This is a genomic window from Pseudomonas sp. 51_B (assembly GCF_017491595.1).
Taxonomy (GTDB): Bacteria; Pseudomonadota; Gammaproteobacteria; order Pseudomonadales; family Pseudomonadaceae; genus Aquipseudomonas; species Aquipseudomonas promysalinigenes.
On record NZ_JAFGYW010000014.1, the window covers coordinates 69,123 to 93,173 of the forward strand.

Here is a 24,051-nt window from a genome sequence, read left to right on the forward strand (position 1 = left end):
TTAAAGCCATTAGGTTAATTGGCGACCCGTTCATTATACGGCTCCACTGCCAAGCGCCAAGGCTGGCAACGCCAATGACGCACTGGCAAAACCCTGCTGGTCAGTTAACATGCCTGTTTAAACTCTCAGACAAGGCTGTCCTGTGTTCCTTGGCCTGCCCCCTTACCCTCGCGTGCTGCTGCTGACGGCCCTGCTCGGCGGCCCAGCCTTGGCCGATGACTTGTTCATCGACAACAGCGACCTGCCGCAGGTTCTGACCGCAACTCGCCTTAAACAGTCCCCGGCGGCAGTGCCGGGCAGCATGACCGTACTCGACAACGAGTTGATTCGCGCCAGCGGCGCCCGTGATATCCCCGAGCTGCTGCGCCTGGTCCCGGGGATGATGATTGGCTACGGCGCCGGTAACCAGCCGACCGTCAACTATCACGGCAGCAACGTCAACGATGCTCGACGCATGCAAGTGCTGATCGACGGCCGCTCGGTGTACCGCGCAGGGCTGGCCACCGTGGACTGGAGCGACATTCCGGTAGCCATCGAAGACATCGAGCGCATCGAGGTGTTCCGCGGCCCGAACACTGTCAGCTATGGCGCCAACGCATTGATGGCGGTGGTCAACATCCTGACCCGCAACCCGGCAGACAGTCACGGTACACGGATGAAGCTGACGCGCGGCCAGGACGGCATCAATGACTACTACCTGAGCCACGGCCTGGGCTGGGAGGGTGGCGACCTGCGTCTGTCGGTGTCCGGCCAGCAGGACGATGGTTTCGACGAAAATCAGTTCGGCCAGAACTACCGCGACAGTCGTCGCCTGAACCGCTTCAACCTGAGCGTGAGCCACGTCCTGGCCCCCGATCAGACCCTTGAGTGGCAGCTGGCAGCGAAAGAAGGCAGCAACCAGCGGCCCTATACTTACCAGCCGGTTTTCCCCTATGTCACTCAGACTGGCAACAACGCTGACGTCGACGCCAAGGATTACGCAGGCTCGGTGCGCTGGAACATCGATTTCAACCCCGAGCACAGCCTGTACGTACAGGGTTCGGCCCAGCATTTCGATCGCCAGCAGGTGTGGCGCGCGTGCGATGCGGCCCTGTCGTTCAGCCCGGAGCTGACGCGCCTATGGCAGATGAACCCTGACTTTGCCGAAAAGGTCGCCCGCGGAGCCAACAACCCGCCAAGCAGCAGCAACCCTGAAGAACAGGCGCTGGTCGACGCCATCAAGGACCAATGGAACAACCAGGGCGGCAGGAACGTGGTGTGCGGCGATGTCGACCAGAGCACGCGAGAAACCCGCTATGACCTGGAAATCCAGGACACCCTCAGCCTGACCGACAGCCTGCGCCTGCTCAGCGGCATGAATTACCGTTATGATCGCGCCGATTCGCAGACCTACTTCAATGGCAGCGTTGACGATCAGACCTGGCGCCTGTTCGGCCAGCTGGAATGGCGCGCTGACGAGCACTGGATCGTTCAGGGCGGCGCAATGCTGGAGAATTCGCGCCTGTCCGGTAGCTCCCTGACCCCACGCATGGCGGTCAACTACCTCATCACACCGCGCCATGGCTTGCGTGCAGTCTATTCGGAGGCCGTGCGCTCACCCGACATGTTCGAGAACAACGTCAACTGGAGCTACACGGTCAAGAATCTAAGCCCCGCAGCGTTCGGCCAGCGCAATGCCGAGTACTTCGTCAAGACCCGCGGCCCTGGGGATCTGGAACAAGAGCGTATGCGCTCTAGGGAACTGGGCTACAACGGTTATTTCAGCGACATCGACTTGAACGTGGATGTGAAGCTGTTCTACGACGAAATCACCGGCATGATCAGCGAGCCGCTGAAGAACAACCAGTTCATTGCCAGCAACGCCAACAAGGCCAGGTTCACCGGTAGCGAGGCACAGTTGGACTGGCGCGTGGCTGCGCGCGATCGCCTGCGCCTGACCTATGCCTACGTCGACGCCTGGGCCAGCAACACCGCAGACCGCCGCCTCAGCGCACGCAACAGTGGCTCAGCGGGATGGATGCGCGAATGGGGGAAAGGCTGGTCGAGTGGATTGTTCTACTACGGTGACGACGCCCTCAACCAGTACCGCTACGAACGCCTCGACCTGCGCGTGGCCAAGCGTTTTCACATACAGGGCAGCACCCTTGAGTTGGCGGCATTGTGGCAGCAACGCCTGGACGACCAACCCACCACCGTGGAACAGAACCGCTACGACAGCCGCCATCGCCTGAGCGTCAGTGCGGAGCTGGAATTCTGATGGCCCTGCTGCTACGCCTGCTGCTGTGTCTTTGGCCATTGGGCTCGCTGTCTGCCAGCGAAATCCTGCTGGTCGGCGAAGATCAGCCAGGCGTACGCAACTTCGCGCAAGCGCTGCAAGAGCGGCGCAGCCATGACCAAGTACGTTTCCAAAGCGTCGCCGAACTCTCCCGCCCCGACCAGCTCAAGGCTGACGTGCGCTTGGTGCTGCTCGACACTGTCGCGCTCGACTGGCGCCTTGGCCAGCATAACGGCCCACCCGCCCTGGCCATGCGTATCAGCCGGGTGCAGGCTGAGCAGCGCCTGGGAAAGTCGCGCCCTGGGTACCTGACGCTGCTGTGGAGCGACCCGCCGATGGCCCGGCAACTGCGCCTGGCCCGCTACTTGCTGCCGCAGGCCCAGCGCATTGGCGTGTTGTACGGTGAACACAGCCGCTTTCTGCTCGATGAACTGCGCCAGGCCGCGCGTCCATTGGGGCTGGAAATCGTCGCAGAGGACTGGCCAGACCCGCGCGACAGCCGCCCATTGCAGCACCTGCTGGGCACCAGCGACGTGCTGCTGGGGCTGGACGACCCACAGCTGTACAACTCCAAAACGGCAAAGAATTTGCTGCTCAGCAGCTACAGCCGGCAAATGGCGCTGATAGGCCCGAACGTAGGGTTCGTGCGCGCCGGCGCCTTGGCCAGTACCTACAGCGATCAGGAAGACTGGCTGAGCGTGCTCGATCAGTTGCTCGACCAACCGCCGGCGCGCTGGCCCCGCAGTTTGTATCCGGCACGCTTTGGCGTCAGCGGTAACCAGCAAGTGGCACGCGCTCTGGGGCTTGAACCCATTGATCCGAACGCCACCGCCAAAGCCCTGGCCGAAGGAGAACCCAAGCCATGAGCAAACGCCTGAGCTGGGACATCCATACCCGCACTCAGATCATCAGCCTTGGTCCTGCATTGTTGCTGACGTTGCTGTTGATCAGCTTCTTCACCTTCGTCCGAATTCAGGACTTACGCCAGGAGCTGAACCACACCGGGCAGTTGATTGCCAACCAACTGGCGCCTGCATCCGAATACGGCGTGATATCTGGAAACAATGAAGTGCTGGAAGGGTTGATGCGCGCAACGCTGAGCATTCCCCATGTACGTTTCTTGGAGGTACAGGACAGCCGCAACCACATCCTGGTGTACGTCGAGCAGCGCGACGAGAGCGGCAATCGGGCACAACAGGTAGAGGTATTCCAGGCACCGATCCGGCTGCAGCAAATCCGCCTGGACAGCGACTTTCTGCAACAAGGCAAGGCACCCACGGCCGGCATCGGCGATGACTACCTGGGCCGGGTGATCGTCGGCATGTCCGACGATGCGTTCAGCCAGCGGCAGCAGGAAATCGTCATCAAGGCCGCCATCCTCGCCCTGTTCGCTCTAGTGTTCACCTTTTTGCTGGCCCGTCGGCTGGCCATGAGCCTGGCCAGACCGATCAGCGCCATGGGGCACGCAGTCAAGGCCATTCAGCAGGGAGAATTCAATGCCCCGCTGCCAGTGGTAGACGACAGTGAACTCGGCCACCTGGCGCGCCATATCAACAACCTGGCCAATGCGCTGGACCAGGCCAGTGCCGAGCAAAAGCAGGCCATCGCCCAGTTGATCCAGGCTCGCGAGGAGGCCGAGCAGGCCAACGGCGCCAAGTCGGAATTCCTGGCGATGATGAGCCATGAACTGCGCACGCCCATGAATGGTGTGCTGGGCATGCTGCAACTGCTGGAAACTACCCAACTGACCAGCGAACAGGCCGAATACACGGCAGTGGCCAGCGAGTCTACCGGCCACCTGCTTAAGGTCATCAACGACATCCTCGACTTCTCGCGGATCGAACGTACTGCGCTGGAGCTCGAGCGCATCGAGTTCAACCTCGCCGAGCTGATCGCCAGCAGCGTGCAGTCGTTCCAGCACAGTGCGCAGCAGCGTAACCTGGACCTGCACCTTAAGTTACCGGCCGAAGATGCAAAGCCAATCGTGGTTGGCGACCCAACCCGCATTCGTCAAATTCTGCTCAATTTGATCGGCAATGCGCTGAAGTTCACCGAGCGCGGCGAGATCCAGGTCCAGGCGAGCTGGCAAATGCTCGACCGGCAATCGCTGAGGTTCACCTGCAGCGTGCGCGACACCGGCATCGGCATCGACAGCGATCGCCTGGAAATGATGTTCGTCGCCTTCCAGCAAGCCGACAGCTCGATTTCTCGCCGCTACGGCGGTACAGGCCTGGGCCTGTCGATAGCTCGCACCCTGGCTGAGCGCATGGGCGGCAAGTTGCGCGCTCAAAGCCGCGCAGGGCTTGGCTCGACGTTCACCCTGGAAGTACCGCTGCCCTTGGCCAGCAGTGTACCGGCAGCAGCGCTGGGTAGCGCAGCGGAGGGTGCTCCCCTACCGGTGGGCAATCGCATCCTGCTGGTGGAGGACAATCCAGTCAATCAGAGCGTGATCGAAGCCATGTTGCGTAGCTTGGGCATGGAGGTCAGCGTGGCTCAGGACGGTTTGCAGGCGGTTGAATATGTCAGCCAGCAGCCGTTTGCAGCGGTGCTGATGGACTGTCGCTTGCCGCAAGTCGATGGCTATGAAGCCACCCGGCGTATCCGGCTGTTGCCCGGCGGTGGGCAGCTGCCGATCATCGCCTTGACCGCCAATGCATTGCAGGGTGACCGTGAGCGCTGCCTGGCTGCAGGCATGAATGATTACCTAAGCAAACCGTTCCGTCGGACTGATTTGCAACGCATATTGCAACGCTGGTTACCCCCACGGTCAGCGGCGACTGGCGATTAATGCTAAATTGCGGCAGTCTTGGCAGTCTTAAAGACTGGACAGGACCTTATTCGGACCTGAAAATAGACGTTTCAGTGCACACCTGTACTTCTTTCGCCGGGTGCACTGTGACTTTCACCACAACGCAATAGTCTACCTGTAGGCTGCCGCTCCAGATGCTAGAAGGAGCGGCCGGGAAGATTCATCCCCTGCCACAGGGGGTTATTGAGGAGCTCGCATGACCAAACAACAAGCCTTTACTCGGGAAGAGCTGCTGCGCTGCAGTCGCGGTGAGCTGTTCGGCCCAGGTAATGCGCAACTGCCCGCGCCGAACATGCTGATGGTCGATCGCATCACCCATATCAGCGAAGAAGGCGGCAAGTACGGCAAAGGTGAATTGGTCGCCGAGCTGGATATCACCCCGGACCTGTGGTTCTTCGCCTGCCACTTCGAAGGCGACCCGGTCATGCCAGGCTGCCTGGGCCTTGACGCGATGTGGCAGTTGGTCGGTTTCTTCCTCGGCTGGCAAGGCCTGCCGGGCCGTGGCCGCGCACTGGGTTCGGGTGAAGTGAAGTTCTTCGGCCAGGTACTGCCTACCGCCAAGAAAGTCACTTACAACATTCACATCAAGCGCGTCCTCAAGGGCAAGCTGAACATGGCCATCGCCGATGGCTCGGTCAGCGTCGATGGCCGCGAGATCTACACCGCCGAAGGCCTGCGGGTCGGCGTGTTCACCTCCACTGACAATTTCTAAGGGTTATTCGCATGCGCCGCGTCGTTATCACTGGTCTGGGCATCGTATCGTGCCTGGGCAATGACAAAGCTACCGTCACCGAAAACCTGCGCAACAGCCGTCCGGGTATCCGTTACAACCCGGAATACAAGGAACAGGGGCTGCGTAGCCAGGTTTCCGGCTCCATCGACCTGAACCTCGAAGAACTGATCGACCGTAAGGTCTACCGCTTCGTTGGCCACGCCGCTGCCTACGCCTACCTGGCGATGCAGGACGCGATCAAGGACGCCGGCCTGACTGAAGAGCAGGTATCCAACCCACGCACTGGCCTGGTGGCCGGTTCTGGCGGCGCTTCGACCCTGAACCAGATGGAAGCGCTGGACACCCTGCGTGAAAAAGGCGTCAAGCGTGTTGGCCCGTATCGCGTAACGCGCACCATGGGCAGCACCGTGTCGGCATGCCTGGCCACTCCGTTCAAGATCAAGGGCATCAACTACTCGATCTCGTCGGCCTGCGCCACATCGGCTCACTGCATCGGCACCGCCCTGGAGCAAATCCAGTGGGGCAAACAGGACATCGTCTTCGCCGGTGGCGGTGAAGAAGAGCACTGGAGCCAGTCGTTCCTGTTCGACGCCATGGGCGCCCTGTCGACCAAGCGCAATGATACCCCCGAACAGGCCTCGCGTGCCTACGACGCCGATCGTGATGGCTTCGTCATCGCAGGCGGTGGTGGCATGGTAGTGGTCGAGGAGCTGGAACATGCCCTGGCCCGCGGCGCGAAGATCTACGCCGAAATCGTCGGTTATGGCGCCACTTCCGATGGCTACGACATGGTCGCGCCAAGCGGCGAAGGTGCTATTCGTTGCATGCAGCAGGCGCTGTCCACCGTCGACACCCCTATCGACTACCTCAATACCCACGGCACTTCGACCCCGGTCGGTGACGTTGCGGAAATGAAAGGCGTGCGTGAAGTATTCGGCGACAAGGCACCGAAGATCAGCTCGACCAAGAGCTTGTCGGGCCACTCCCTGGGCGCTGCCGGCGTGCACGAGGCGATCTATTGCCTGCTGATGATGGAAAACAACTTCATCGCCGGCTCCGCCAACATCGACGAGCTGGACCCTGAGGTCGCCGACCTGCCAGTGCTGCGCAAAACCGAAGAAAACGCCAAGATCGATACGGTCATGAGCAACAGCTTCGGCTTCGGCGGCACCAACGCCACCCTGGTGCTCAAGCGCTGGACCGGCAAGTAACAGCCCGCAGCAGTTAGCTGTACTGAGCGCCCCGACTGGTTCGGGGCGTTTTCATTTGCGGTGCTTGGGCAATACGGCCAGAAAATTGTCCCTTGCCACTTTGTTCGCCACCTCCTCCGGCAATGCATCCAGAAACGGTTTGAAACCCTGCATCTGCTCGCCAAGACTACCGAACCGCCCCACCACATCCGACCCCAGCATGAATCGATCCGGATGACGCTCGACCAGCGCGACCCAGTCCGGGCTCGGCACACCGTGTTCATCCAGTAGGTACGGCTGTAACACGCTCCACGATAAATCCACGTAGAGGTTGGGATAGTCAGCCAGCAGTCGCGTCAGTACTGGCAGGAGAAAGTCCATCCGAGTCTGATGCCGATGGATCTCTGCGCTACTGCCCGCATGGGCCCAGATGAAGCGGGTATGCGGATGATTGCGCAATGGCTCTTCCAGCTCAGCCAGGTACAGCGGGTTACGTTCACGCTTTGAAGTGATGTTCGAGTGCAGCAACACCGGCATGTCCCGCTCCGCGGCCAGGTGATAGATACGCGCCATGGCCTCGTTGTTGGCCCTGGGCGTTTCGCCGCTGGTCAACGCAGTCAGGTCGTCATGACGTGTGAATACTTCGCCAATGCCCTGCCACAGCTCAGGATCGAGGTCGAGCATACGCTCGATATGGCTCACGGCATTCTTGTCCACCGGGTTGAAACCGCTTAGAAACGGATGGAAGCGCTTTCTCTGTTCGGGCGCAAGCCTGTTCAGCGCAGCCGCTACGTAGGTATCGGTGGCACTGTACCAATAGGCGTCGGCGTCATCACCGGCGTAATAGCGCGGGCGCTTGGGTTCGTCTTCATGCCATTTCTTGGCCACTGGGATTCCCGAAATCATCGCATGCTCAACGCCCGCCTGGTCCATGGCCTTGATGAGCGCTGCCATGCCTTCGGTTTCCTGAAAGAAGTCTACGTAATGCAGGTGCGCATCACTGTACTGGTAGTCACGAGCCTGGGCCGCCTGGCTTAGCCAGCCAGACAACAGCATGCAGGCCAGCGTTCTTGCAATCATGGGCGCCCTCCTCCTCAGTTTTGAAAAGGGTAGACCGAACAGGCCGCGCATCGGTTCAGCAGCGCCCAGGAAACCGCTATGCTGGGCGTATGCCACTTTCTGGAGCCGAGCATGAGTAGTCCACTGATCATCCGCCCACGCGCCGAATCGGTGGAAGGCCAGCCGATTCTGCGCCCGCTGCCTTCAGCACAGTGCCGCAGCGTCGGGCCGTTCGTGTTCTTCGACCACATGCTCAAGACCGACTATGCGCCGGGCCAGGGCATGGACATTCGCCAACACCCGCATATCGGCCTGTCGACCCTCACCTTCCTGTTCGAAGGCGCGCTTGTGCACAAGGACAGCCTAGGCTCGGAACAACGCGTACTGCCAGGTGATGTGAGCTGGATGACTGCCGGCAAAGGTGTAGCGCATGTCGAACGCACACCAGCAGACGCCCTGGCCCAGGGCTCGCGCTTGCATGGGCTGCAGGTATGGCTGGCCTCACCAAAAGCACTCGAGCAGGGCGAGCCGAGTTACCACCACCACCCAGCGGCAACCCTCCCGGTCAGTGACAACCTAGGCGTACGTATCTGCATGATTGCTGGTAACGGCTTTTGCCTAGAATCGCCGGTGCAGGTGCTCTCCCCTACCCTTTATGCGCACGTGCTCATGCAGCCTGCCGCTACCTTGGTCGTGCCTGACGAACATGCCCAGCGGGCGCTGTATCTGCTCGACGGCGAGCTGTGGATGGACAGCGATCGGATAGAGGCTTGCAGCCTGATTCTGTTACCACAAGGGCAGGAGGTCACACTCTATGCCGAGCAAACATGCCAGCTGGTGCTGATTGGTGGCGCGCCATTGGACGGCCCGCGGCGGATGAACTGGAATTTTGTGGCCAGTGACCCAGAACTGATCGAGCAAGCTCGGGTCAGGTGGGCTGCCGGCGATTGGCCGGTGGTGCCGGGCGAAACATCGAGGATTGAGCTACCGCATGGAACCAGGGCCGCTTCATAGCCCATTCGCGGTCTAACCCGTGAATGGGCTGCAAGGCAGCCCCATGCGGTATCAGCGCTGGAATACTTCGCTGAGCAGGTTGTGCATCGAGCGGAACGCCCGCTCCGAAGTGCGGCGATCGTACTGCATCTTGCCAGGCACATTGGCATTCGGGTCGGTGAACGAATGCACCGCGCCACCATAGCTCAACAGTTGCCAATCGACCTTGGCCGCGGTCATTTCCTCTTCGAATGCTGGCAGTTGCTCCTTCGGCACCAACGGGTCGGCAGCCCCATGCAATACGAGCACGGAACCGTTGATACGCTTGGCGTCTTCAGGGTTGGGGGTATCCAGAGTGCCGTGGAACGACACCGCCGCTTTCAGGTCGGCACCGCTGCGGGCCAACTCGAGGGCACAGCAACCTCCGAAGCAGAAACCGAAGGCTGCCACTTTACCCGGCTCAAGCAGCGCTTTGGACTGGCCCAGCAACTGGTCCAGTGCCTCTTTCATGCGCTTGCGCAGTTCACCACGGTCATTCTTCAAGGGCATCATTGCCGCCCCTGCCTCCTCGGCGTTCGACGGGCGAACCGACTGCCCATACAGGTCGGCGATCAGCACCACGTAGCCTTTCTCGGCCACTTCCTTGGCGATACGCTCGGCACCTTCGGCGATCCCCATCCAGTTTGGCGCCATCACCAAGCCCGGACGGCCCAGGGCCCCTGGCTCGTAGACCAAGCGGCTTTCATAGGTCCTGCCAGACAGGTGATACACCAGTGATTCGACGATTACCTTGCTCATCAAGCACTCCTTAGGCATTTTGGGGCAACGACATCCCGCCATGAAAAAAGCCCGCCGAAGCGGGCTTTGTGATGCATCAACTCAAGCAGATAGCTCGACCAGTAGCTTGTTCAGGCGACGAACGTAAGCCGCCGGGTCCTTCAAGCTGTCACCGGCCGCCAGGGCGGCTTGATCGAAGAGAATGTGCGACAGCTCAGCGAACCGGTCTTCACTCTGCTCGTGGTCGAGCTTCTCGATCAACGGGTGAGTTGGGTTGAACTCGAAGATCGGCTTGGACTCAGGCACCTTCTGGCCGCTGGCTTCCAGGATCTGGCGCATCTGCAGGCCCAGGTCCTGCTCGCCGATGGCCAGGATCGCAGGCGAGTCAGTCAGGCGGTGGGAAACACGCACCTCTGCCACGCTGTCACCCAGTGCACCTTTGAGGCGCTCGACCAGGCCCTCTTTGTCCTTGGCCACTTCTTCCTGTGCTTTCTTGTCCTCTTCCGAGTCCAGCTTGCCCAGGTCCAGGTCGCCGCGTGCAACGTCAACGAACGCCTTGCCGTCGAACTCGTTCAGGTAGCTCATCAGCCACTCGTCGATGCGGTCGGTCAGCAGCAGTACCTCGATGCCCTTTTTGCGGAAGACTTCCAAGTGCGGGCTGTTCTTGACCTGCGCGTAGGACTCGCCGGTGAGGTAGTAGATCTTGTCCTGACCTTCCTTGGCACGAGCCAGGTAGTCAGCCAGCGACACGCTCTGCTCGCCGCTGTCGTCCTGAGTGGACGCAAAGCGCAGCAGGCCGGCAATCTTTTCTTTGTTGGCGAAGTCTTCTGCAGGGCCTTCTTTGAGCACTTGGCCAAAGTTCTTCCAGAAGCCCTTGTACTGCTCAGGCTCGTTCTTGGCCAGCTTCTCGAGCATGTCCAATACGCGCTTGGTCAGCGCAGTCTTCATCGAGTCGATGATCGGGTCTTTCTGCAGAATTTCGCGAGACACGTTCAGCGACAGGTCGTTGGAATCGACCACACCCTTGATAAAGCGCAGGTACAACGGCAGGAACGACTCGGCCTGGTCCATGATGAACACGCGCTGCACATACAGCTTCAGGCCGCGAGGTGCTTCGCGCTGATACAGGTCGAACGGGGCGCGAGCAGGCACGTACAGCAGCGAGTTGTATTCGAGCTTGCCTTCGACCTTGTTGTGGCTCCAGGTCAGCGGGTTCTCGAAATCATGACCGATGTGCTTGTAGAACTCCTGGTATTCCTCGTCCTTGACCTCAGAGCGGGAGCGGGTCCACAAAGCGCTGGCGCGGTTGACGGTTTCCCATTCCTGGGCAGGCTGCTCTTCACCCTCGGCAGCTTCAGGCTGCTCCTTGGGCAATTCGATCGGCAAGGCGATGTGGTCGGAGTACTTCTTGACCACATTACGCAGGCGCCAACCATCGGCGAATTCCTGCTCGTCTTTTTTCAGGTGCAGAACGATACGGGTGCCGCGCTGGGGCTTGTCGATGGTTGCAACTTCGAACTCGCCTTCACCTTTGGAAGACCAGTGCACACCTTCAGCGGCAGGCAAACCGGCACGGCGGCTGTAGACATCGACCTTGTCGGCGACGATGAACGCCGAGTAGAAGCCAACGCCGAACTGACCGATCAGGTGCGAATCCTTCTTCTGATCGCCGGTGAGGTTCTTCATGAAGTCAGCGGTGCCCGACTTGGCGATGGTGCCCAGGTGAGCAATCACATCTTCACGGCTCATGCCGATGCCGTTGTCTTCGAGGGTCACAGTGCCGGCCTGCTTGTCGAAGCTCAGACGGATCTTCAGGTCGGCATCGCCCTCGAGCAGCTCTGGCTTGGCCAGGGCTTCGAAGCGCAGTTTGTCGGCAGCGTCGGAGGCGTTGGAGATCAGCTCACGCAGAAAGATCTCTTTGTTCGAGTACAGCGAATGGATCATGAGGTGCAGCAGTTGCTTCACCTCGGTCTGGAAGCCCAGCGTTTCTTTTTGAGTCTCCACACTCATGGTCTTCAAAACTCCGATCTGATGGCAATGGCGCCTGGCGGCCGGTATGGCCTGCTTTAACGGCGGATGTCATGCAGATGGGGGCTGCCCGGACGATTTCAAGGGCTTTTGCGGTTCGATCTTGAAATGTGCACGCGCGGTGGCGATCGGCGAATGTCGGTCAGCCTGCCAGGCGGTGATGGCCACGTTGGTTACCCGCCGCCCCTGACGGAACAACTGGCATTGGGCGTAGGTGTCGCGAAAATGCCCGGCACGCAGGTAGTCGATGGAAAAATCGATGATTTTCGGAATGCTCGCGCTTTCGCTGTAGACAAGCAGGTAAAGCGCCGCAGCAAGCTCCATGAAACCCGCGATGACACCACCATGAATGGCCGGCAGCAAGGGGTTGCCAATGTTGCGCTGACTGGCTGGTAGGCAAAACAGCAGGTCGTCGCCCTCACGCTGGCACTGAATACCGATAAGGCCGGCATAGGGGATCAAGCCTAGCAACGGCTCGTACTCACCACGTGCATGGGCAGCGTTCAGTTGCAACCGGACGTCTTCAGGGATCATGCGCCACCCTCCTTGAGACTGTTACCGAAGCGGATGCCCCCTTTGATCTCCTGACCCAGGCGCATGAAGGTGCCCACAACATGGCAGATTGGCTGGCCAGGGTCGTCCTGATAGGCGGTGCCACGGGTGAAGATCACGTCGCGTGTCACTCTATAACATTGAGCATGCCCGTAGATTGGCTTGCCGGGTAACGCGCCATGCATGTAGTCGATACGCAGGTCCAGTGTCGGGCATACCTCGAAACGTGGCAGTACGCACAACGTGGCCATCCCACAGGTTGTATCCATCAGGGTGGTCAATGCCCCGCCGTGTACCGCGCCCGTCTGCGGGTTGCCGACGATTGCCGGGGACCAGGGCATGACCAGCGTCATCCCCTCACTGTCGGCATGGGCCACGCGCATGTCCAACAACCGACAGTGACTTAATGCTGAAAGAAAACGTTCGGCCATGGCCGGCAAGCTTGAATCGTTCATACGCTGTTTCCGTGATCACTGCCTTGACGGCATAAAACCAGTAAAAAGTCCATGTAGAACGGTGCGTTATATATCTTGAACGAATGCGGAACTTCTTCGGCAGGGCTGAACTCGAAGAAACAACTCACTTATCACTAAGAGGAAACAACCCCATGCGTAAACCTTTTGCTTTTGCTCTGATGCTGGCTGCTGCCATGGGCCTGGCTGCTTGCGATAAAGCGAGTGAAGACAAAGCCCAGGACGCACAAGAACACCGTGAACAAGCTCAGGAAAAGATGAGCGATGCTCAGGATAAGATGAACGACGCTGCCAAGGAAAATGCCGAAGCCGCCAAAGATCAGGCTGAAGCCGAGCAAAAGGCTGCCCAAGAGGCTGCCCCTGCGACTCCAGCTCCGACCGAACCTGCCAAGCAGTAATTGGGTCCAAACAAAAAAACCCGACATTGTCGGGTTTTTTTGTGCCTGAGATTTAGCGATTAATCGATTCAGTTAGTTATGCCGGAACTTTCTCTTGGCGTGTCGGTCGCTGGACTTTCAGTGGGTGTGAAGACCATAACGTCCAGTACATCGGAGTGAAACTCGCGGCGATACAAAATCAGAACCACCCCCACACTCATGACCATGAATAGCCATGGGCTGATGAACCAGGTCAGCATGGCCATCCCAAAGTAATAAGAGCGCAGGCCCAAGTTGAACTGGTTGGCCGCCAGCGACAGCACGCGCGCTGCTCGAGAAGCAAAAGCCTTACGCTCCAGCTCATTGACCTGACGCTCACCGATCATCGGTGCAGACCCCACCAGCACGGCGGCAAAGTTGTATTGACGCATGCACCAACTGAACGTGAAAAAGGCGTAGACGAAGACCAAGGCCAGGCACAGCAGCTTGATCTCGGACATTCCTTGCGAGGTCTGCTGCACCAGGGGTAGGTCTGCAAGCAACGACAGCGCGCGATCCGACGCCCCCAACACGGTCAGAATCCCTGCCAGGATAATCAGCGTGCTGGAGGCAAAGAATGAGGCGTTGCGCTCCAGGTTGCCGATAACGCTGGCATCTGCAATACGGTTGTCGCGCAGCAGCATGCGGCGCATCCAGTCTTCCCGGTACAAATGCAGCACACTGGCCAGGCAGGCAGTATCGCGCCCCTTCCAGATGGCATAGCGGGTGTAACCACCCCAGCAGACTACGAACCAGCAGACAGCCAGTAGGTTGTGAAGGTTGCTTTGGATGAAGTTCATGCAGATTTCCCGAGGGGCAGCACAAATACAAGTATCCGGGTTTCGACGTCCAACAGCGGCAAAAGGCACACCTGAAACGAAAAAGCCCCGCACCATTAGAGGTACGGGGCTTTCTTCGTCTTGACCCTTGGCAGACAGCCTATGGCTTTTGGCCGGCGCCGCGTTCAGGCATCAACGGCTTATGCCAAGGCTTCGCGGGGCTTGCCCAGCATACGGTCGCACACCACTGCGCCAATCAGAGTCAACACCGACGGCACCAGCCAGGCCAAGCCTTGATCGCTCAGCGGCAAGTGTGCCAGGGCATCAGGCAGCACGTGGGCAATGTCGCTGCCCTTGATCGCATCGACGATCCCAAAGACCAGCGATACCAGCATTACCGGTGCCAGGATGCGCGTAGGCGAATTCCACAGCTCTTTCACGAAGCTCAGCCCCACCACTACGATGCATGGCGGATAGATGGCGGTGAGGACCGGGATCGAGAACATGATCAGCTTGGTCAGGCCCAGGTTGGAGATCAACAGCGAGAAGCCAGCTAGGATCACCACCAACGCACGGTACGACAACGGCAGCATCTGGCTGAAGTACTCCGCACAGGCACAGGTCAGGCCCACTGCGGTCACCAGGCACGCCAAGGCAATCAGCACCGCAAGGAAGCCGCTGCCCAGGGAGCCGAAGGTATGCTGCACGTAGGCATGCAGGACAGCGGCACCGTTAGTGGCTCCGGCGGCGATATCGTGACTACCGGCACCCAGGCGGAACAGGCTGATGTATACCAATGCCAAGCCGACACCGGCGATCAGGCCGGCGATAATGGCGTAGCGGGTGATCAGCTTGGGCGATTCGACACCACGCGAACGAATGGCGTTGACGATGACGATACCGAACACCAGCGCACCGAGTGTGTCCATGGTCAGGTAGCCATCGGAGAAGCCCTTGGAGAATGCCGAGGCGGCGTAGGCCGGCTGCGCCTCACCGATGGTCCCGGCCGGCAGGGCGAAGGCTGCAATACCCAGCACCGCCAAAGCGATGATCTTAAGTGGCGCGAGAAAGCGGCCGACCGTGTCCAGCAACTTGCCTGGATACATCGACACCGCCAAGACCACTGCGAAATAAACCAGGCTGTAGATGAACAGCGCAGTTGGGCTTTCACCCGTCAACGGCGCCACGCCAACTTCGAACGACACCGTTGCCGTACGCGGCGTGGCGAACAGTGGACCGACCGACAGGTAGCAAACGGCCGCTAGCAGGCCACCGAAGAACTTGCCGATCGGGCTGCTCAGGGCGTCCATGCCGCCACCGACTTTGGCCAGGGCGACTACGGTGATGACCGGTAAGCCCACAGCAGTGACCAAAAAGCCCAGAGCCGCCATCCATACGTGTGGGCCGGACTGCAGGCCTACGATAGGCGGAAAAATGATGTTGCCAGCGCCTACGAAAAGCGCGAACGTCATAAAGCCAAGCGCCAGGATATCCTGGCCTTTGAGAACTTTCATTTAAGGTAGTACCACACTGCTGAAATCGGGATTCGAGAGGGGATTTCCCATTTGGATGCGGGGAAATGCTGCCCGGCTTGATGAGCCAGACCCGTTTAGCGTGTCGTTCCCTTTTGGGGTACGGGCACAGAGTGAGCGCGTAGATTAACCGTTTTACCCAACAAACGCACTGATCCAGTGCTGCTTGTCCGATGTGCGTAAGTGTTTGTCGTCTGGTTATCTGACTGCGGCGATAATTTATTGCCGATTCGAGCAAATGTCTGGTGGAAAAACCTGACAGCACCTATCGAATTTTCCACAAGCTGAAATGCGCCTGCCAGCAACGACAAAGGCCACCCGAAGGTGGCCTTTGTGCGCGTGGGGGGGTGTAGCAGGTATTACTTCTTGGCTTCCCAGCCGGTCAGCTCGGCCAGTGCCTTGCCGATGTCAGCCAGGGAACGCACGGTCTTCACACCAGCGTCCTGCAGCGCGGCGAACTTCTCGTCCGCAGTGCCCTTGCCGCCGGAGATGATGGCGCCAGCGTGGCCCATGCGCTTGCCCGCAGGTGCAGTTACACCGGCGATGTAGGAAACGACTGGTTTGGTCACATTGGCCTTGATGTAGGCCGCCGCTTCTTCTTCAGCCGAGCCGCCGATCTCACCGATCATGACGATCGCTTCGGTCTTCGGATCTTCCTGGAACAGCTTGAGGATATCGATGAAGTTCGAGCCTGGGATCGGGTCACCGCCGATACCTACGCAGGTCGACTGGCCGAAGCCGGCGTCGGTGGTCTGCTTGACCGCTTCATAGGTCAGGGTGCCGGAACGCGAAACGATACCGACCTTGCCTGGCAAGTGGATGTGGCCTGGCATGATGCCGATCTTGCACTCGCCTGGCGTGATCACGCCTGGGCAGTTAGGGCCGATCAGGGTCACGCCCAGTTCATCGCACTTGACCTTGGCATCGAGCATGTCCAGGGTCGGGATACCTTCGGTGATGCAGACGATCAGCTTGATGCCGCCGAATGCAGCTTCCAGGATCGAGTCCTTGCAGAACGGAGCTGGAACGTAGATGACCGAAGCGTCAGCGCCGGTGGCTTCCACGGCTTCCTTGACGGTGTTGAACACCGGCAGGCCCAGGTGGGTGGTACCACCCTTGCCTGGGGTAACGCCGCCGACCATCTTGGTGCCGTAGGCAATGGCTTGTTCGGAGTGGAAAGTACCCTGCGAGCCGGTGAAGCCCTGGCAGATGACTTTGGTGTCTTTATTGATCAGGACGCTCATTACTTGCCCTCCGCAGCTTTGACAACTTGTTGAGCAGCGTCGGTCAGGCTGGTTGCCGCAATGATGTTCAAACCGCTTTCTGCCAGTACTTTAGCGCCCAGTTCGGCGTTGTTGCCTTCGAGGCGAACCACAACCGGAACCTTGACGCCAACTTCTTTCACTGCACCGATGATGCCTTCGGCAATCATGTCGCAACGAACGATGCCGCCGAAGATGTTGACCAGAACGGCCGCGACATTGCTGTCGGACAGAATGATCTTGAACGCTTCGGTAACGCGCTCTTTGGTAGCACCACCGCCCACGTCGAGGAAGTTGGCTGGCTTGCCGCCGTGCAGGTTGACGATATCCATGGTACCCATGGCCAGGCCGGCACCGTTGACCATGCAGCCGATGTTACCTTCAAGGGCAACGTAGTTCAGTTCGAACTTGGCAGCGTGAGCTTCACGGGCGTCGTCCTGAGACGGGTCGTGGAAAGTCTTCAGCTTAGGCTGACGGTACATGGCGTTGGCGTCGATGTTGATCTTGGCATCGAGGCAGTGCAGATCGCCATCGGCCTTGATCACCAGCGGGTTCACTTCCAGCAGGGCCAGATCGTGATCCTTGAACAGCTTGGCCAGGCCTACGAAGATCTTGGCGAACTGTTGTACTTGCTTGCCTTCCAGACCCAGCTGGAATGCCAGCTCACGACCCTGGAACGGCTGAGCGCCAACCAGTGGGTCGATGGTGGCCTTGAGGATCTTCTCAGGCGTTTCGTGCGCGACTTTCTCGATGTCCACGCCACCTTCGGTGGAGGCCATGAACACGATACGGCGGCTCGAACGGTCCACTACAGCGCCCAGGTACAGCTCTTTGGCGATGTCGGTGCAGGATTCGACCAGAATCTTGGAGACGGGTTGACCGTTGGCATCGGTCTGGTAAGTAACCAGATTCTTGCCCAACCACTGTGCAGCGAACGCCTTGGCGTCTTCCTTGCTGCGAACCAGCTTTACGCCGCCCGCTTTACCGCGACCACCGGCGTGGACCTGGGCTTTGACGACCCACTCCGAACCACCGATCTTGTCGCAGGCTTCTGCTGCTTCTTCAGGGGTGTCGACCGCGAAACCCTTGGAAACTGGCAGGCCGTACTCAGCGAACAGCTGCTTACCCTGATACTCGTGAAGATTCATGCTTTTTACCGTCTTCGTTAGGTACTGCGCTTCGGCGCTGCGCCATCACTGGCGCCGCACCACCTGTGACCATTGACCCCGGGTTTTCCCGTGTAGCCTGGTCCGGCGGACATTCCGCGGTGAGTCATGCACGCAAGACTCACGACGGGCAGACCGCCGTGGTTTCTTATGATTAACGCTTCTTACGGTTGGCTACGTGAATGGCGCCGCCATTCACTGCCAGCGCTGCTTCATGCAGCGCTTCGGACAGGGTTGGATGGCTGAAGACCATCATGCCCAGGTCCTCGGCACTGGTGCCGAATTCCATTGCGATTGCGCCCTGCTGTACCAGTTCGGCAGCCGATGGGCCGATCACGTGAACGCCCAGAACGCGGTCGGTCTTGGCGTCGGCGATGACCTTGACGAAACCACCCGTGTCGTTGGCTGCCATGGCACGGCCACTGGCCGCGAACGGGAAGGTGCCTACGTTAACCTCAACACCCTCGGCCTTCAAGGCTTGTTCGGTCTTGCCGACCCAAGCGATTTCCGGGTGGGTGTAGATCACCGATGGGATCAGGTCGTAGTTCATCTGAGCCTTGTGGCCCTTGATGCGCTCGACCACCATGATGCCCTCTTCCGAGGCCTTGTGCGCCAGCATCAGGCCACGCACCACGTCGCCGATGGCGTAGACGCCCGGCACGCTGGTGGCGCAGTAGTCATCGACGTAGATATAGCCGCGCTCGTCGATGTTCACACCGCTGTCAGCAGCCAGCAGATCGGTAGTTACCGGACGGCGGCCGACCGCGACGATCAGCTTGTCGAAGGTAATCTTCTGCTCGCCTTCGGCGTTGGTGTAGGTGACTTCGACTTCGTTGCCGTTGACTTTCGAACCGGTGACGCGAGCACCCAGTTTGATGTCCAGGCCTTGCTTGGTCAGGGTCTTCTGGGCTTCTTTGGACACGGCGGTGTCGGCAGCCATCAGGAAGGTATCCAGAGCCTCAAGAACAGTGACTTCAGCACCCAGGCGAGCCCACACGGAGCCCAGTTCCAGGCCGATCACGCCAGCACCGATCACGCCCAGGCGCTTGGGTACCGATTGGAATTCCAGTGCGCCGGTGGAGTCGACGATGACGTTCTGGTCGACAGGCGCTGGTGGGATGTCGATCGGGCGGGAACCCGAAGCGAGGATCACGTTTTCGGCTTCGATGACTTCGGTAGTGCCGTCAGCTTTGGTCACTTCGACTTTCTTGCCAGCCAGCAGCTTGCCGTGGCCCTGGATCGAAGTCACGCCGTTGGCCTTGAACAGCGTTGCAACACCGCTGGTCAGGTTCTTGACGATGCCAGCCTTGCGACCAACCATGGTGCCAACATCCATCTGCACGTCACCGGTGGAAATACCGTGGACGTTGAAGCTCTCCTTGGCTTCCTTGTACTTCCAGGAGCTGTCCAGCAGCGCCTTGGATGGAATGCAACCTACGTTCAAGCAGGTGCCACCCAGGGCCAGCTTACCCTCGGCGTCGGTGTACTTCTCGATACAGGCAGTCTTCAGACCAAGTTGTGCGGCCTTGATGGCAGCCACATAGCCGCCAGGACCTGCACCGATTACCACTACGTCAAATTTCTGGGTCATAAAAGATTCCTTATCAGCAACTAGCTACAAGCCAAAAGCTGCAAGCCTACACGCTTCTGCTCGAAGCTTGCAGCTTGCAACTTTTGGCTGTTCGATTAGATGTCCAGCAGCAGGCGAGACGGATCTTCCAGCAGGTTCTTGATGGTGACCAGGAAGGTTACCGCTTCCTTGCCGTCGATCAGACGGTGATCGTAGGACAGCGCCAGGTACATCATCGGGCGGATGACCACCTGGCCGTTGATGGCCATCGGACGCTGGATGATGTTGTGCATGCCCAAGATGGCAGCTTGTGGCGGGTTGACGATCGGGGTCGACATCATCGAACCGAAGGTACCACCGTTGGTGATGGTGAAGGTGCCGCCGGTCATTTCCTCGATTGCCAGCTTGCCGTCACGGGCCTTCTTGCCGAAGGTGGCGATACCGTTCTCGATTTCAGCCAGGCTCATCGACTCGGCGTTGCGCAGTACCGGCACCACCAGGCCGCGGTCGCTGGATACGGCAACGCCGACATCGGCATAACCGTGGTAGACGATGTCGTTGCCGTCGATCGAGGCGTTGACAGCCGGGAAGCGCTTGAGCGCTTCGGTAGCAGCCTTGACGAAGAACGACATGAAGCCCAGGCGCACGCCGTTGTGGGTCTTCTCGAACAGATCCTTGTACTTCGAACGCAGCGCCATGACTTCGGTCATGTCGACTTCGTTGAAAGTGGTCAGCATCGCCATGCTCGACTGGGCTTCGACCAGGCGTTCGGCGATCTTGGCGCGCAGGCGGGTCATCGGCACGCGCTTCTCGGTGCGATCGCCAGCGGCAACCACCACCGGGGCAGCGGCCGCTGCAGCAGGCTTGGCAGCCGGAGCAGGCGCCGATTTCTTGTTGGCCACGGCAGCGACGACGTCTTCCTTGGTGATGCGGCCACCTTTACCCGTGCCGGCAACGGCAGCCAGGTCGATACCGTTCTCTTCGGCCAGCTTGCGGGCGGCAGGTGCTGCGATCGGGTCGTCTTCGCCAGCATCGGCGGCGGCGGTGGCGGCCGGAGCAGCGGCAGCAGGGGCAGCAGCAGGGGCGGCGGCGGCAGCACCGCCTTCAACGATCGAGCCCAGCACTTCATCGGACAGGACGGTGTCGCCCTCGCCTTTGACGATGGCGCCCAGCACACCGTCGGCGGTGGCCAGTACTTCCAGGACGACTTTGTCGGTTTCGATGTCGACGATCAGTTCGTCACGCTTGACGGCATCGCCAGGCTGTTTGTGCCAGGTGGCAACGGTGCCATCGGCAACCGATTCCGGGAAGGTTGGGGCTTTGATCTCGATAGCCATTATCTGTGTTTCCTTAAATTCGGTTTCAGGTGCGCGAAGGCATTAAACAGTGAAGGCGTCTTGCAGCAGTTTCTCTTGCTGCTCGGCGTGCTTCGATGCGTAACCACAGGCAGGCGCGGCGGAAGCGTCGCGACCGGCGTATTCCAGGACCAGAGCCTTGTTGTGACGGCCCAGGATACGGCGCATGTGGTGCTGACTGCTGTACCAGGCACCCTGGTTCATCGGTTCTTCCTGACACCAAACCGCATGCTTGAGGTTGGTGTAAGGCGAGAGGATCTCGACCAGGTCGTCCTCTGGGAACGGATACAGCTGCTCGATACGCACGATGGCGATGTCTTCACGGCCTTCGGCACGGCGTTTTTCCAGCAGGTCGTAGTAAACCTTGCCGCCGCACAGCACCAGGCGCTCGACCTTGGCCGGATCGAGGGTGTCGATTTCCGGGATCACGGTCTGGAACGAGCCTTCGGCCAGGTCTTCCAAGGTCGAAATGGCCAGCTTGTGGCGCAGCAGCGACTTCGGCGTCAGTACGATCAGCGGCTTACGCAGCGGACGGATGACCTGACGACGCAGCAGGTGGTAGATCTGTGCAGGCGTGGTGGGCACGCAAACCTGGATGTTGTGCTCGGCGCACAGTTGCAGGTAGCGCTCCAGGCGCGCGGAGGAGTGCTCAGGCCCCTGCCCTTCATAGCCGTGTGGCAGCAGCATGGTCAGACCGCACAGGCGGCCCCATTTGTGCTCACCGCTGGTGATGAACTGGTCGATCACCACTTGCGCACCGTTGGCGAAGTCGCCGAACTGGGCTTCCCAGATCACCAGCGCGTTCGGCGTGGTGGTGGAATAGCCGTATTCGAAGGCCAGTACCGCCTCTTCCGACAGGAAGGAGTCGTACAGCTCGAACCGCGGCTGGCCTGGGAACAGGTTTTTCAGCGGAACGTAAGTGCTGGCGTCCTTCTGGTTGTGCAGCACAGCGTGACGGTGCGAGAAGGTGCCACGGCCGATGTCCTGGCCGGTCATGCGGATCGGGTGACCTTCGAACTGCAGGGTGGCGTAGGCCATGGTCTCCGCGTAACCCCAGTTGATCGGCAAGCCACCGGCCTGCATCTTCTGGCGGTCTTCGTAGATCTTGGCAACCTGACGCTGGACGACGAAGCCTTCAGGCAGTTCCAGCAGCTTGGCCGACAGGTCCTGCAGGGTCTTGAGGTCGAAGCGGGTGTCGTGGCGGGCAGTCCAGGCATGGCCCAGGTAAGGGCGCCAATCGACGAACAGCTCACGGTTCGGTTCTTTGACCAGGCTCTTGACCACGTGCAGCCCGTTGTCCAGGGCGTTGCGGTATTCGTCGATCTTGGCCTGGGCGCGCTCGGCATCGATGCGACCGGCCTGGATCAGCGACTCGGCATACAGCTCGCGCGTGGTACGCTGCTTGCTGATCTGCTGGTACATCAGCGGCTGAGTACCGTTCGGCTCGTCTGCCTCGTTGTGCCCGCGGCGACGGTAGCAGACCAAGTCGATGACTACGTCACGCTTGAACTGCATGCGGTAGTCGACGGCCAGCTGAGTCACGAACAATACGGCTTCCGGGTCGTCGCCGTTAACGTGCAGGATCGGCGCCTGAATCATCTTGGCAACGTCGGTGGCGTACTCGGTGGAGCGCGCGTCCAGCGGATTGCTGATGGTGAAACCAACCTGGTTGTTGATCACGATGTGCACGGTGCCGCCGGTCTTGAAACCGCGGGTCTGCGACATCTGGAAGGTTTCCATGACCACGCCCTGGCCGGCGAATGCTGCATCGCCGTGGATCGAGATCGGCAGTACCTTGTCACCCAGGGTATCGTTGCGGCGGTCCTGACGGGCACGCACCGACCCTTCCACCACTGGCGAGACGATTTCCAGGTGGGACGGGTTGAACGCCATGGCCAGGTGGACTTCGCCGCCCGGCGTCATCACGTTGGAGGAGAAGCCCTGGTGATACTTCACGTCACCGGAGCCCAGCTCGTTCATCTTCTTGCCTTCGAACTCGTCGAACAGCTCGCGCGGGTTCTTGCCGAAGGTGTTGACCAGCACGTTCAGACGGCCGCGGTGGGCCATGCCGATCACCACTTCCTTGGTGCCGTAGGAGCCGGAGCGCTGGATCATTTCGTCCAGCATCGGGATCAGGCTTTCGCCGCCCTCCAGGCCGAAGCGTTTGGTACCAGGGTACTTGGTGCCCAGGTACTTCTCCAGGCCCTCACCGGCAGTCACGCGCTCGAGCAGGTGGGCCTGCACGTCGGCGGAAAACTCCGGACGACCGCGCACGCTTTCCAGGCGCTGCTGGAACCAGCTGCGCTGCTCAGAATCGACAATGTGGGTGAACTCGGCGCCAATGGTGCGACAATATGTCTTCTGGAGGGCCTCGAAGATCTCGCGTAGGCTCGCCTCCTCTTTGCCGATGAACAGGTCGCCGGCACGGAAGGTCGTATCAAGATCGGCATTGGTCAAGCCGTAATGATTGATCGACAGGTCTACTGGCGCAGGTCGCTGCCACAAGCCCAACGGGTCGAGCTTGGCAGCCTGATGGCCGCGCATACGATAGGCCTGGATCAGTCGCAGAACTTCAACCTGCTTCTTCTCGTGTTCTGTGCTCACGCTCCCGGCAGAAACCGGCTGAGCGCGGCGCTGGTTCTTTGCCAGCAGTACGAAATGGTCGCGGATCGTCGAGTGCGATACATCGGTAGCGGTGCTGCCGTCGGCGGGCAACTTCTGGAAGTAAGTGCGCCACTCTTCTGGCACAGCGTTAGGGTCGTGCAGGTAGAGTTCGTAGAGCTCTTCCACATATGCAGCGTTACCACCTGAAAGGTGGGCGCTTTCCCACATGCGCTGCATCACGCTTTCTTGCATGCTTGGTCACCCTCGGTTAGGGGACTGATCGGCAAAAAACCACAGCAAACCTGGAAAAGTCCGAAAGAAGCGACTGAACCACGCCACTTGGATCCTGCTGATTTTCCGGGTACCAGCCCGGAAAGCCCCTGCTGGTCTCATATCTTCATAGGTATCGAGCGCGAGCTTCGTGAGCCCTTGCTCAGGTTTTACCTCAGTGCGGGCTCACCACCCGCACCTCGGCATA

The 24,051-nt window shown here is 59.8% G+C and carries 19 protein-coding genes; 7 read left to right on the top strand and 12 right to left on the bottom strand.

Features of this window, described 5'->3' with window-relative positions:
* Nucleotides 1–142: 142 nt before the first annotated feature.
* From J5M56_RS16035 to fabB, 5 genes are all read left to right on the top strand, one after another.
* Nucleotides 143–2,257 (top strand): TonB-dependent receptor, encoded by a 2,115-nt coding sequence (locus J5M56_RS16035; protein ID WP_186478553.1) that lies wholly within the window; start codon nt 143–145, stop codon nt 2,255–2,257.
* Nucleotides 2,257–3,141 carry an ABC transporter substrate-binding protein gene (locus J5M56_RS16040; RefSeq protein ID WP_186478554.1) on the top strand — a complete coding sequence of 295 codons (885 nt, stop codon included), beginning with the start codon at nt 2,257–2,259 and terminating at the stop codon, nt 3,139–3,141. The genes J5M56_RS16035 and J5M56_RS16040 overlap by 1 nt, the downstream gene beginning before the upstream one ends.
* Nucleotides 3,138–5,063 (top strand): ATP-binding protein, encoded by a 1,926-nt coding sequence (locus J5M56_RS16045; protein WP_186478555.1) that lies wholly within the window; start codon nt 3,138–3,140, stop codon nt 5,061–5,063. Before J5M56_RS16040 ends, J5M56_RS16045 begins: the two co-directional genes overlap by 4 nt.
* 217 nt (nt 5,064–5,280) lie before the next feature.
* A complete protein-coding gene (fabA, locus tag J5M56_RS16050; RefSeq protein WP_060478568.1) occupies nt 5,281–5,796 on the top strand; it encodes a 3-hydroxyacyl-[acyl-carrier-protein] dehydratase FabA in 516 nt (171 codons plus the stop codon).
* An 11-nt stretch (nt 5,797–5,807) separates the two neighbouring features.
* Nucleotides 5,808–7,028, top strand: a complete 1,221-nt coding sequence (fabB, locus tag J5M56_RS16055) for a beta-ketoacyl-ACP synthase I (RefSeq protein WP_186478556.1) — start codon at nt 5,808–5,810, stop codon at nt 7,026–7,028.
* 51 nt (nt 7,029–7,079) lie between these two features.
* Here the strand turns inward: fabB and J5M56_RS16060 are convergent, their stop codons facing one another.
* On the bottom strand, nt 7,080–8,087 hold the full coding sequence (locus tag J5M56_RS16060; protein WP_186478557.1) for an amidohydrolase family protein: 1,008 nt from the start codon (nt 8,085–8,087) through the stop codon (nt 7,080–7,082).
* 111 nt (nt 8,088–8,198) lie between these two features.
* Between J5M56_RS16060 and J5M56_RS16065 the strand changes: the two genes are divergently transcribed.
* Entirely contained in the window at nt 8,199–9,080 is an 882-nt protein-coding gene (locus tag J5M56_RS16065; RefSeq protein WP_186478558.1) for a pirin family protein, read from the top strand.
* Between the two features lie 51 nt (nt 9,081–9,131).
* Here the strand turns inward: J5M56_RS16065 and J5M56_RS16070 are convergent, their stop codons facing one another.
* The 4 genes from J5M56_RS16070 to J5M56_RS16085 form a co-directional block, all read right to left on the bottom strand.
* Entirely contained in the window at nt 9,132–9,857 is a 726-nt protein-coding gene (locus J5M56_RS16070; RefSeq protein WP_186478559.1) for a dienelactone hydrolase family protein, read from the bottom strand.
* An 81-nt stretch (nt 9,858–9,938) separates the two neighbouring features.
* Nucleotides 9,939–11,846 carry a molecular chaperone HtpG gene (htpG, locus tag J5M56_RS16075; protein WP_060478573.1) on the bottom strand — a complete coding sequence of 636 codons (1,908 nt, stop codon included), beginning with the start codon at nt 11,844–11,846 and terminating at the stop codon, nt 9,939–9,941.
* A gap of 69 nt (nt 11,847–11,915) precedes the next feature.
* Entirely contained in the window at nt 11,916–12,398 is a 483-nt protein-coding gene (locus J5M56_RS16080; protein WP_186478560.1) for a PaaI family thioesterase, read from the bottom strand.
* Nucleotides 12,395–12,871 (bottom strand): PaaI family thioesterase, encoded by a 477-nt coding sequence (locus J5M56_RS16085; protein WP_186478561.1) that lies wholly within the window; start codon nt 12,869–12,871, stop codon nt 12,395–12,397. The genes J5M56_RS16080 and J5M56_RS16085 overlap by 4 nt, the downstream gene beginning before the upstream one ends.
* Before the next feature lie 152 nt (nt 12,872–13,023).
* Between J5M56_RS16085 and J5M56_RS16090 the strand changes: the two genes are divergently transcribed.
* On the top strand, nt 13,024–13,287 hold the full coding sequence (locus J5M56_RS16090; protein ID WP_060478576.1) for a hypothetical protein: 264 nt from the start codon (nt 13,024–13,026) through the stop codon (nt 13,285–13,287).
* A gap of 68 nt (nt 13,288–13,355) precedes the next feature.
* Here the strand turns inward: J5M56_RS16090 and J5M56_RS16095 are convergent, their stop codons facing one another.
* The 7 genes from J5M56_RS16095 to J5M56_RS16125 all read right to left on the bottom strand — a co-directional run bounded on the left by J5M56_RS16095 (nt 13,356) and on the right by J5M56_RS16125 (nt 23,825).
* Nucleotides 13,356–14,105 (bottom strand): DUF599 family protein, encoded by a 750-nt coding sequence (locus tag J5M56_RS16095; protein WP_186478562.1) that lies wholly within the window; start codon nt 14,103–14,105, stop codon nt 13,356–13,358.
* Between the two features lie 179 nt (nt 14,106–14,284).
* Entirely contained in the window at nt 14,285–15,598 is a 1,314-nt protein-coding gene (brnQ, locus tag J5M56_RS16100) for a branched-chain amino acid transport system II carrier protein (RefSeq protein WP_186478563.1), read from the bottom strand.
* Between the two features lie 377 nt (nt 15,599–15,975).
* A complete protein-coding gene (gene sucD / locus J5M56_RS16105) occupies nt 15,976–16,860 on the bottom strand; it encodes a succinate--CoA ligase subunit alpha (RefSeq protein ID WP_016393102.1) in 885 nt (294 codons plus the stop codon).
* Nucleotides 16,860–18,026, bottom strand: a complete 1,167-nt coding sequence (gene sucC / locus J5M56_RS16110) for an ADP-forming succinate--CoA ligase subunit beta (RefSeq protein WP_023381351.1) — start codon at nt 18,024–18,026, stop codon at nt 16,860–16,862. Before sucC ends, sucD begins: the two co-directional genes overlap by 1 nt.
* Nucleotides 18,027–18,198: 172 nt before the next feature.
* Entirely contained in the window at nt 18,199–19,635 is a 1,437-nt protein-coding gene (gene lpdA, locus J5M56_RS16115) for a dihydrolipoyl dehydrogenase (RefSeq protein WP_060478579.1), read from the bottom strand.
* Between the two features lie 95 nt (nt 19,636–19,730).
* Nucleotides 19,731–20,951 (bottom strand): 2-oxoglutarate dehydrogenase complex dihydrolipoyllysine-residue succinyltransferase, encoded by a 1,221-nt coding sequence (gene odhB, locus J5M56_RS16120; protein ID WP_207937292.1) that lies wholly within the window; start codon nt 20,949–20,951, stop codon nt 19,731–19,733.
* A 42-nt stretch (nt 20,952–20,993) separates the two neighbouring features.
* Nucleotides 20,994–23,825 carry a 2-oxoglutarate dehydrogenase E1 component gene (locus J5M56_RS16125; protein ID WP_060478581.1) on the bottom strand — a complete coding sequence of 944 codons (2,832 nt, stop codon included), beginning with the start codon at nt 23,823–23,825 and terminating at the stop codon, nt 20,994–20,996.
* Nucleotides 23,826–24,051: the final 226 nt, after the last annotated feature.

What these genes read in the sequence shown, in the direction of transcription:
- J5M56_RS16040 (WP_186478554.1), top strand. Translation starts at nt 2,257, where the DNA reads ATGGCCCTGCTGCTACGCCTGCTGCTGTGTCTTTGGCCATTGGGCTCG.
- lpdA (WP_060478579.1), bottom strand. Translation starts at nt 19,635, where the DNA reads ATGACCCAGAAATTTGACGTAGTGGTAATCGGTGCAGGTCCTGGCGGC.
- J5M56_RS16090 (WP_060478576.1), top strand. Translation starts at nt 13,024, where the DNA reads ATGCGTAAACCTTTTGCTTTTGCTCTGATGCTGGCTGCTGCCATGGGC.
- J5M56_RS16045 (WP_186478555.1), top strand. Translation starts at nt 3,138, where the DNA reads ATGAGCAAACGCCTGAGCTGGGACATCCATACCCGCACTCAGATCATC.
- J5M56_RS16080 (WP_186478560.1), bottom strand. Translation starts at nt 12,398, where the DNA reads ATGATCCCTGAAGACGTCCGGTTGCAACTGAACGCTGCCCATGCACGT.
- brnQ (WP_186478563.1), bottom strand. Translation starts at nt 15,598, where the DNA reads ATGAAAGTTCTCAAAGGCCAGGATATCCTGGCGCTTGGCTTTATGACG.
- J5M56_RS16065 (WP_186478558.1), top strand. Translation starts at nt 8,199, where the DNA reads ATGAGTAGTCCACTGATCATCCGCCCACGCGCCGAATCGGTGGAAGGC.
- odhB (WP_207937292.1), bottom strand. Translation starts at nt 20,951, where the DNA reads ATGGCTATCGAGATCAAAGCCCCAACCTTCCCGGAATCGGTTGCCGAT.
- J5M56_RS16060 (WP_186478557.1), bottom strand. Translation starts at nt 8,087, where the DNA reads ATGATTGCAAGAACGCTGGCCTGCATGCTGTTGTCTGGCTGGCTAAGC.
- fabA (WP_060478568.1), top strand. Translation starts at nt 5,281, where the DNA reads ATGACCAAACAACAAGCCTTTACTCGGGAAGAGCTGCTGCGCTGCAGT.
- J5M56_RS16085 (WP_186478561.1), bottom strand. Translation starts at nt 12,871, where the DNA reads ATGAACGATTCAAGCTTGCCGGCCATGGCCGAACGTTTTCTTTCAGCA.
- J5M56_RS16125 (WP_060478581.1), bottom strand. Translation starts at nt 23,825, where the DNA reads ATGCAAGAAAGCGTGATGCAGCGCATGTGGGAAAGCGCCCACCTTTCA.
- J5M56_RS16070 (WP_186478559.1), bottom strand. Translation starts at nt 9,857, where the DNA reads ATGAGCAAGGTAATCGTCGAATCACTGGTGTATCACCTGTCTGGCAGG.
- sucD (WP_016393102.1), bottom strand. Translation starts at nt 16,860, where the DNA reads ATGAGCGTCCTGATCAATAAAGACACCAAAGTCATCTGCCAGGGCTTC.
- fabB (WP_186478556.1), top strand. Translation starts at nt 5,808, where the DNA reads ATGCGCCGCGTCGTTATCACTGGTCTGGGCATCGTATCGTGCCTGGGC.
- J5M56_RS16095 (WP_186478562.1), bottom strand. Translation starts at nt 14,105, where the DNA reads ATGAACTTCATCCAAAGCAACCTTCACAACCTACTGGCTGTCTGCTGG.
- sucC (WP_023381351.1), bottom strand. Translation starts at nt 18,026, where the DNA reads ATGAATCTTCACGAGTATCAGGGTAAGCAGCTGTTCGCTGAGTACGGC.
- htpG (WP_060478573.1), bottom strand. Translation starts at nt 11,846, where the DNA reads ATGAGTGTGGAGACTCAAAAAGAAACGCTGGGCTTCCAGACCGAGGTG.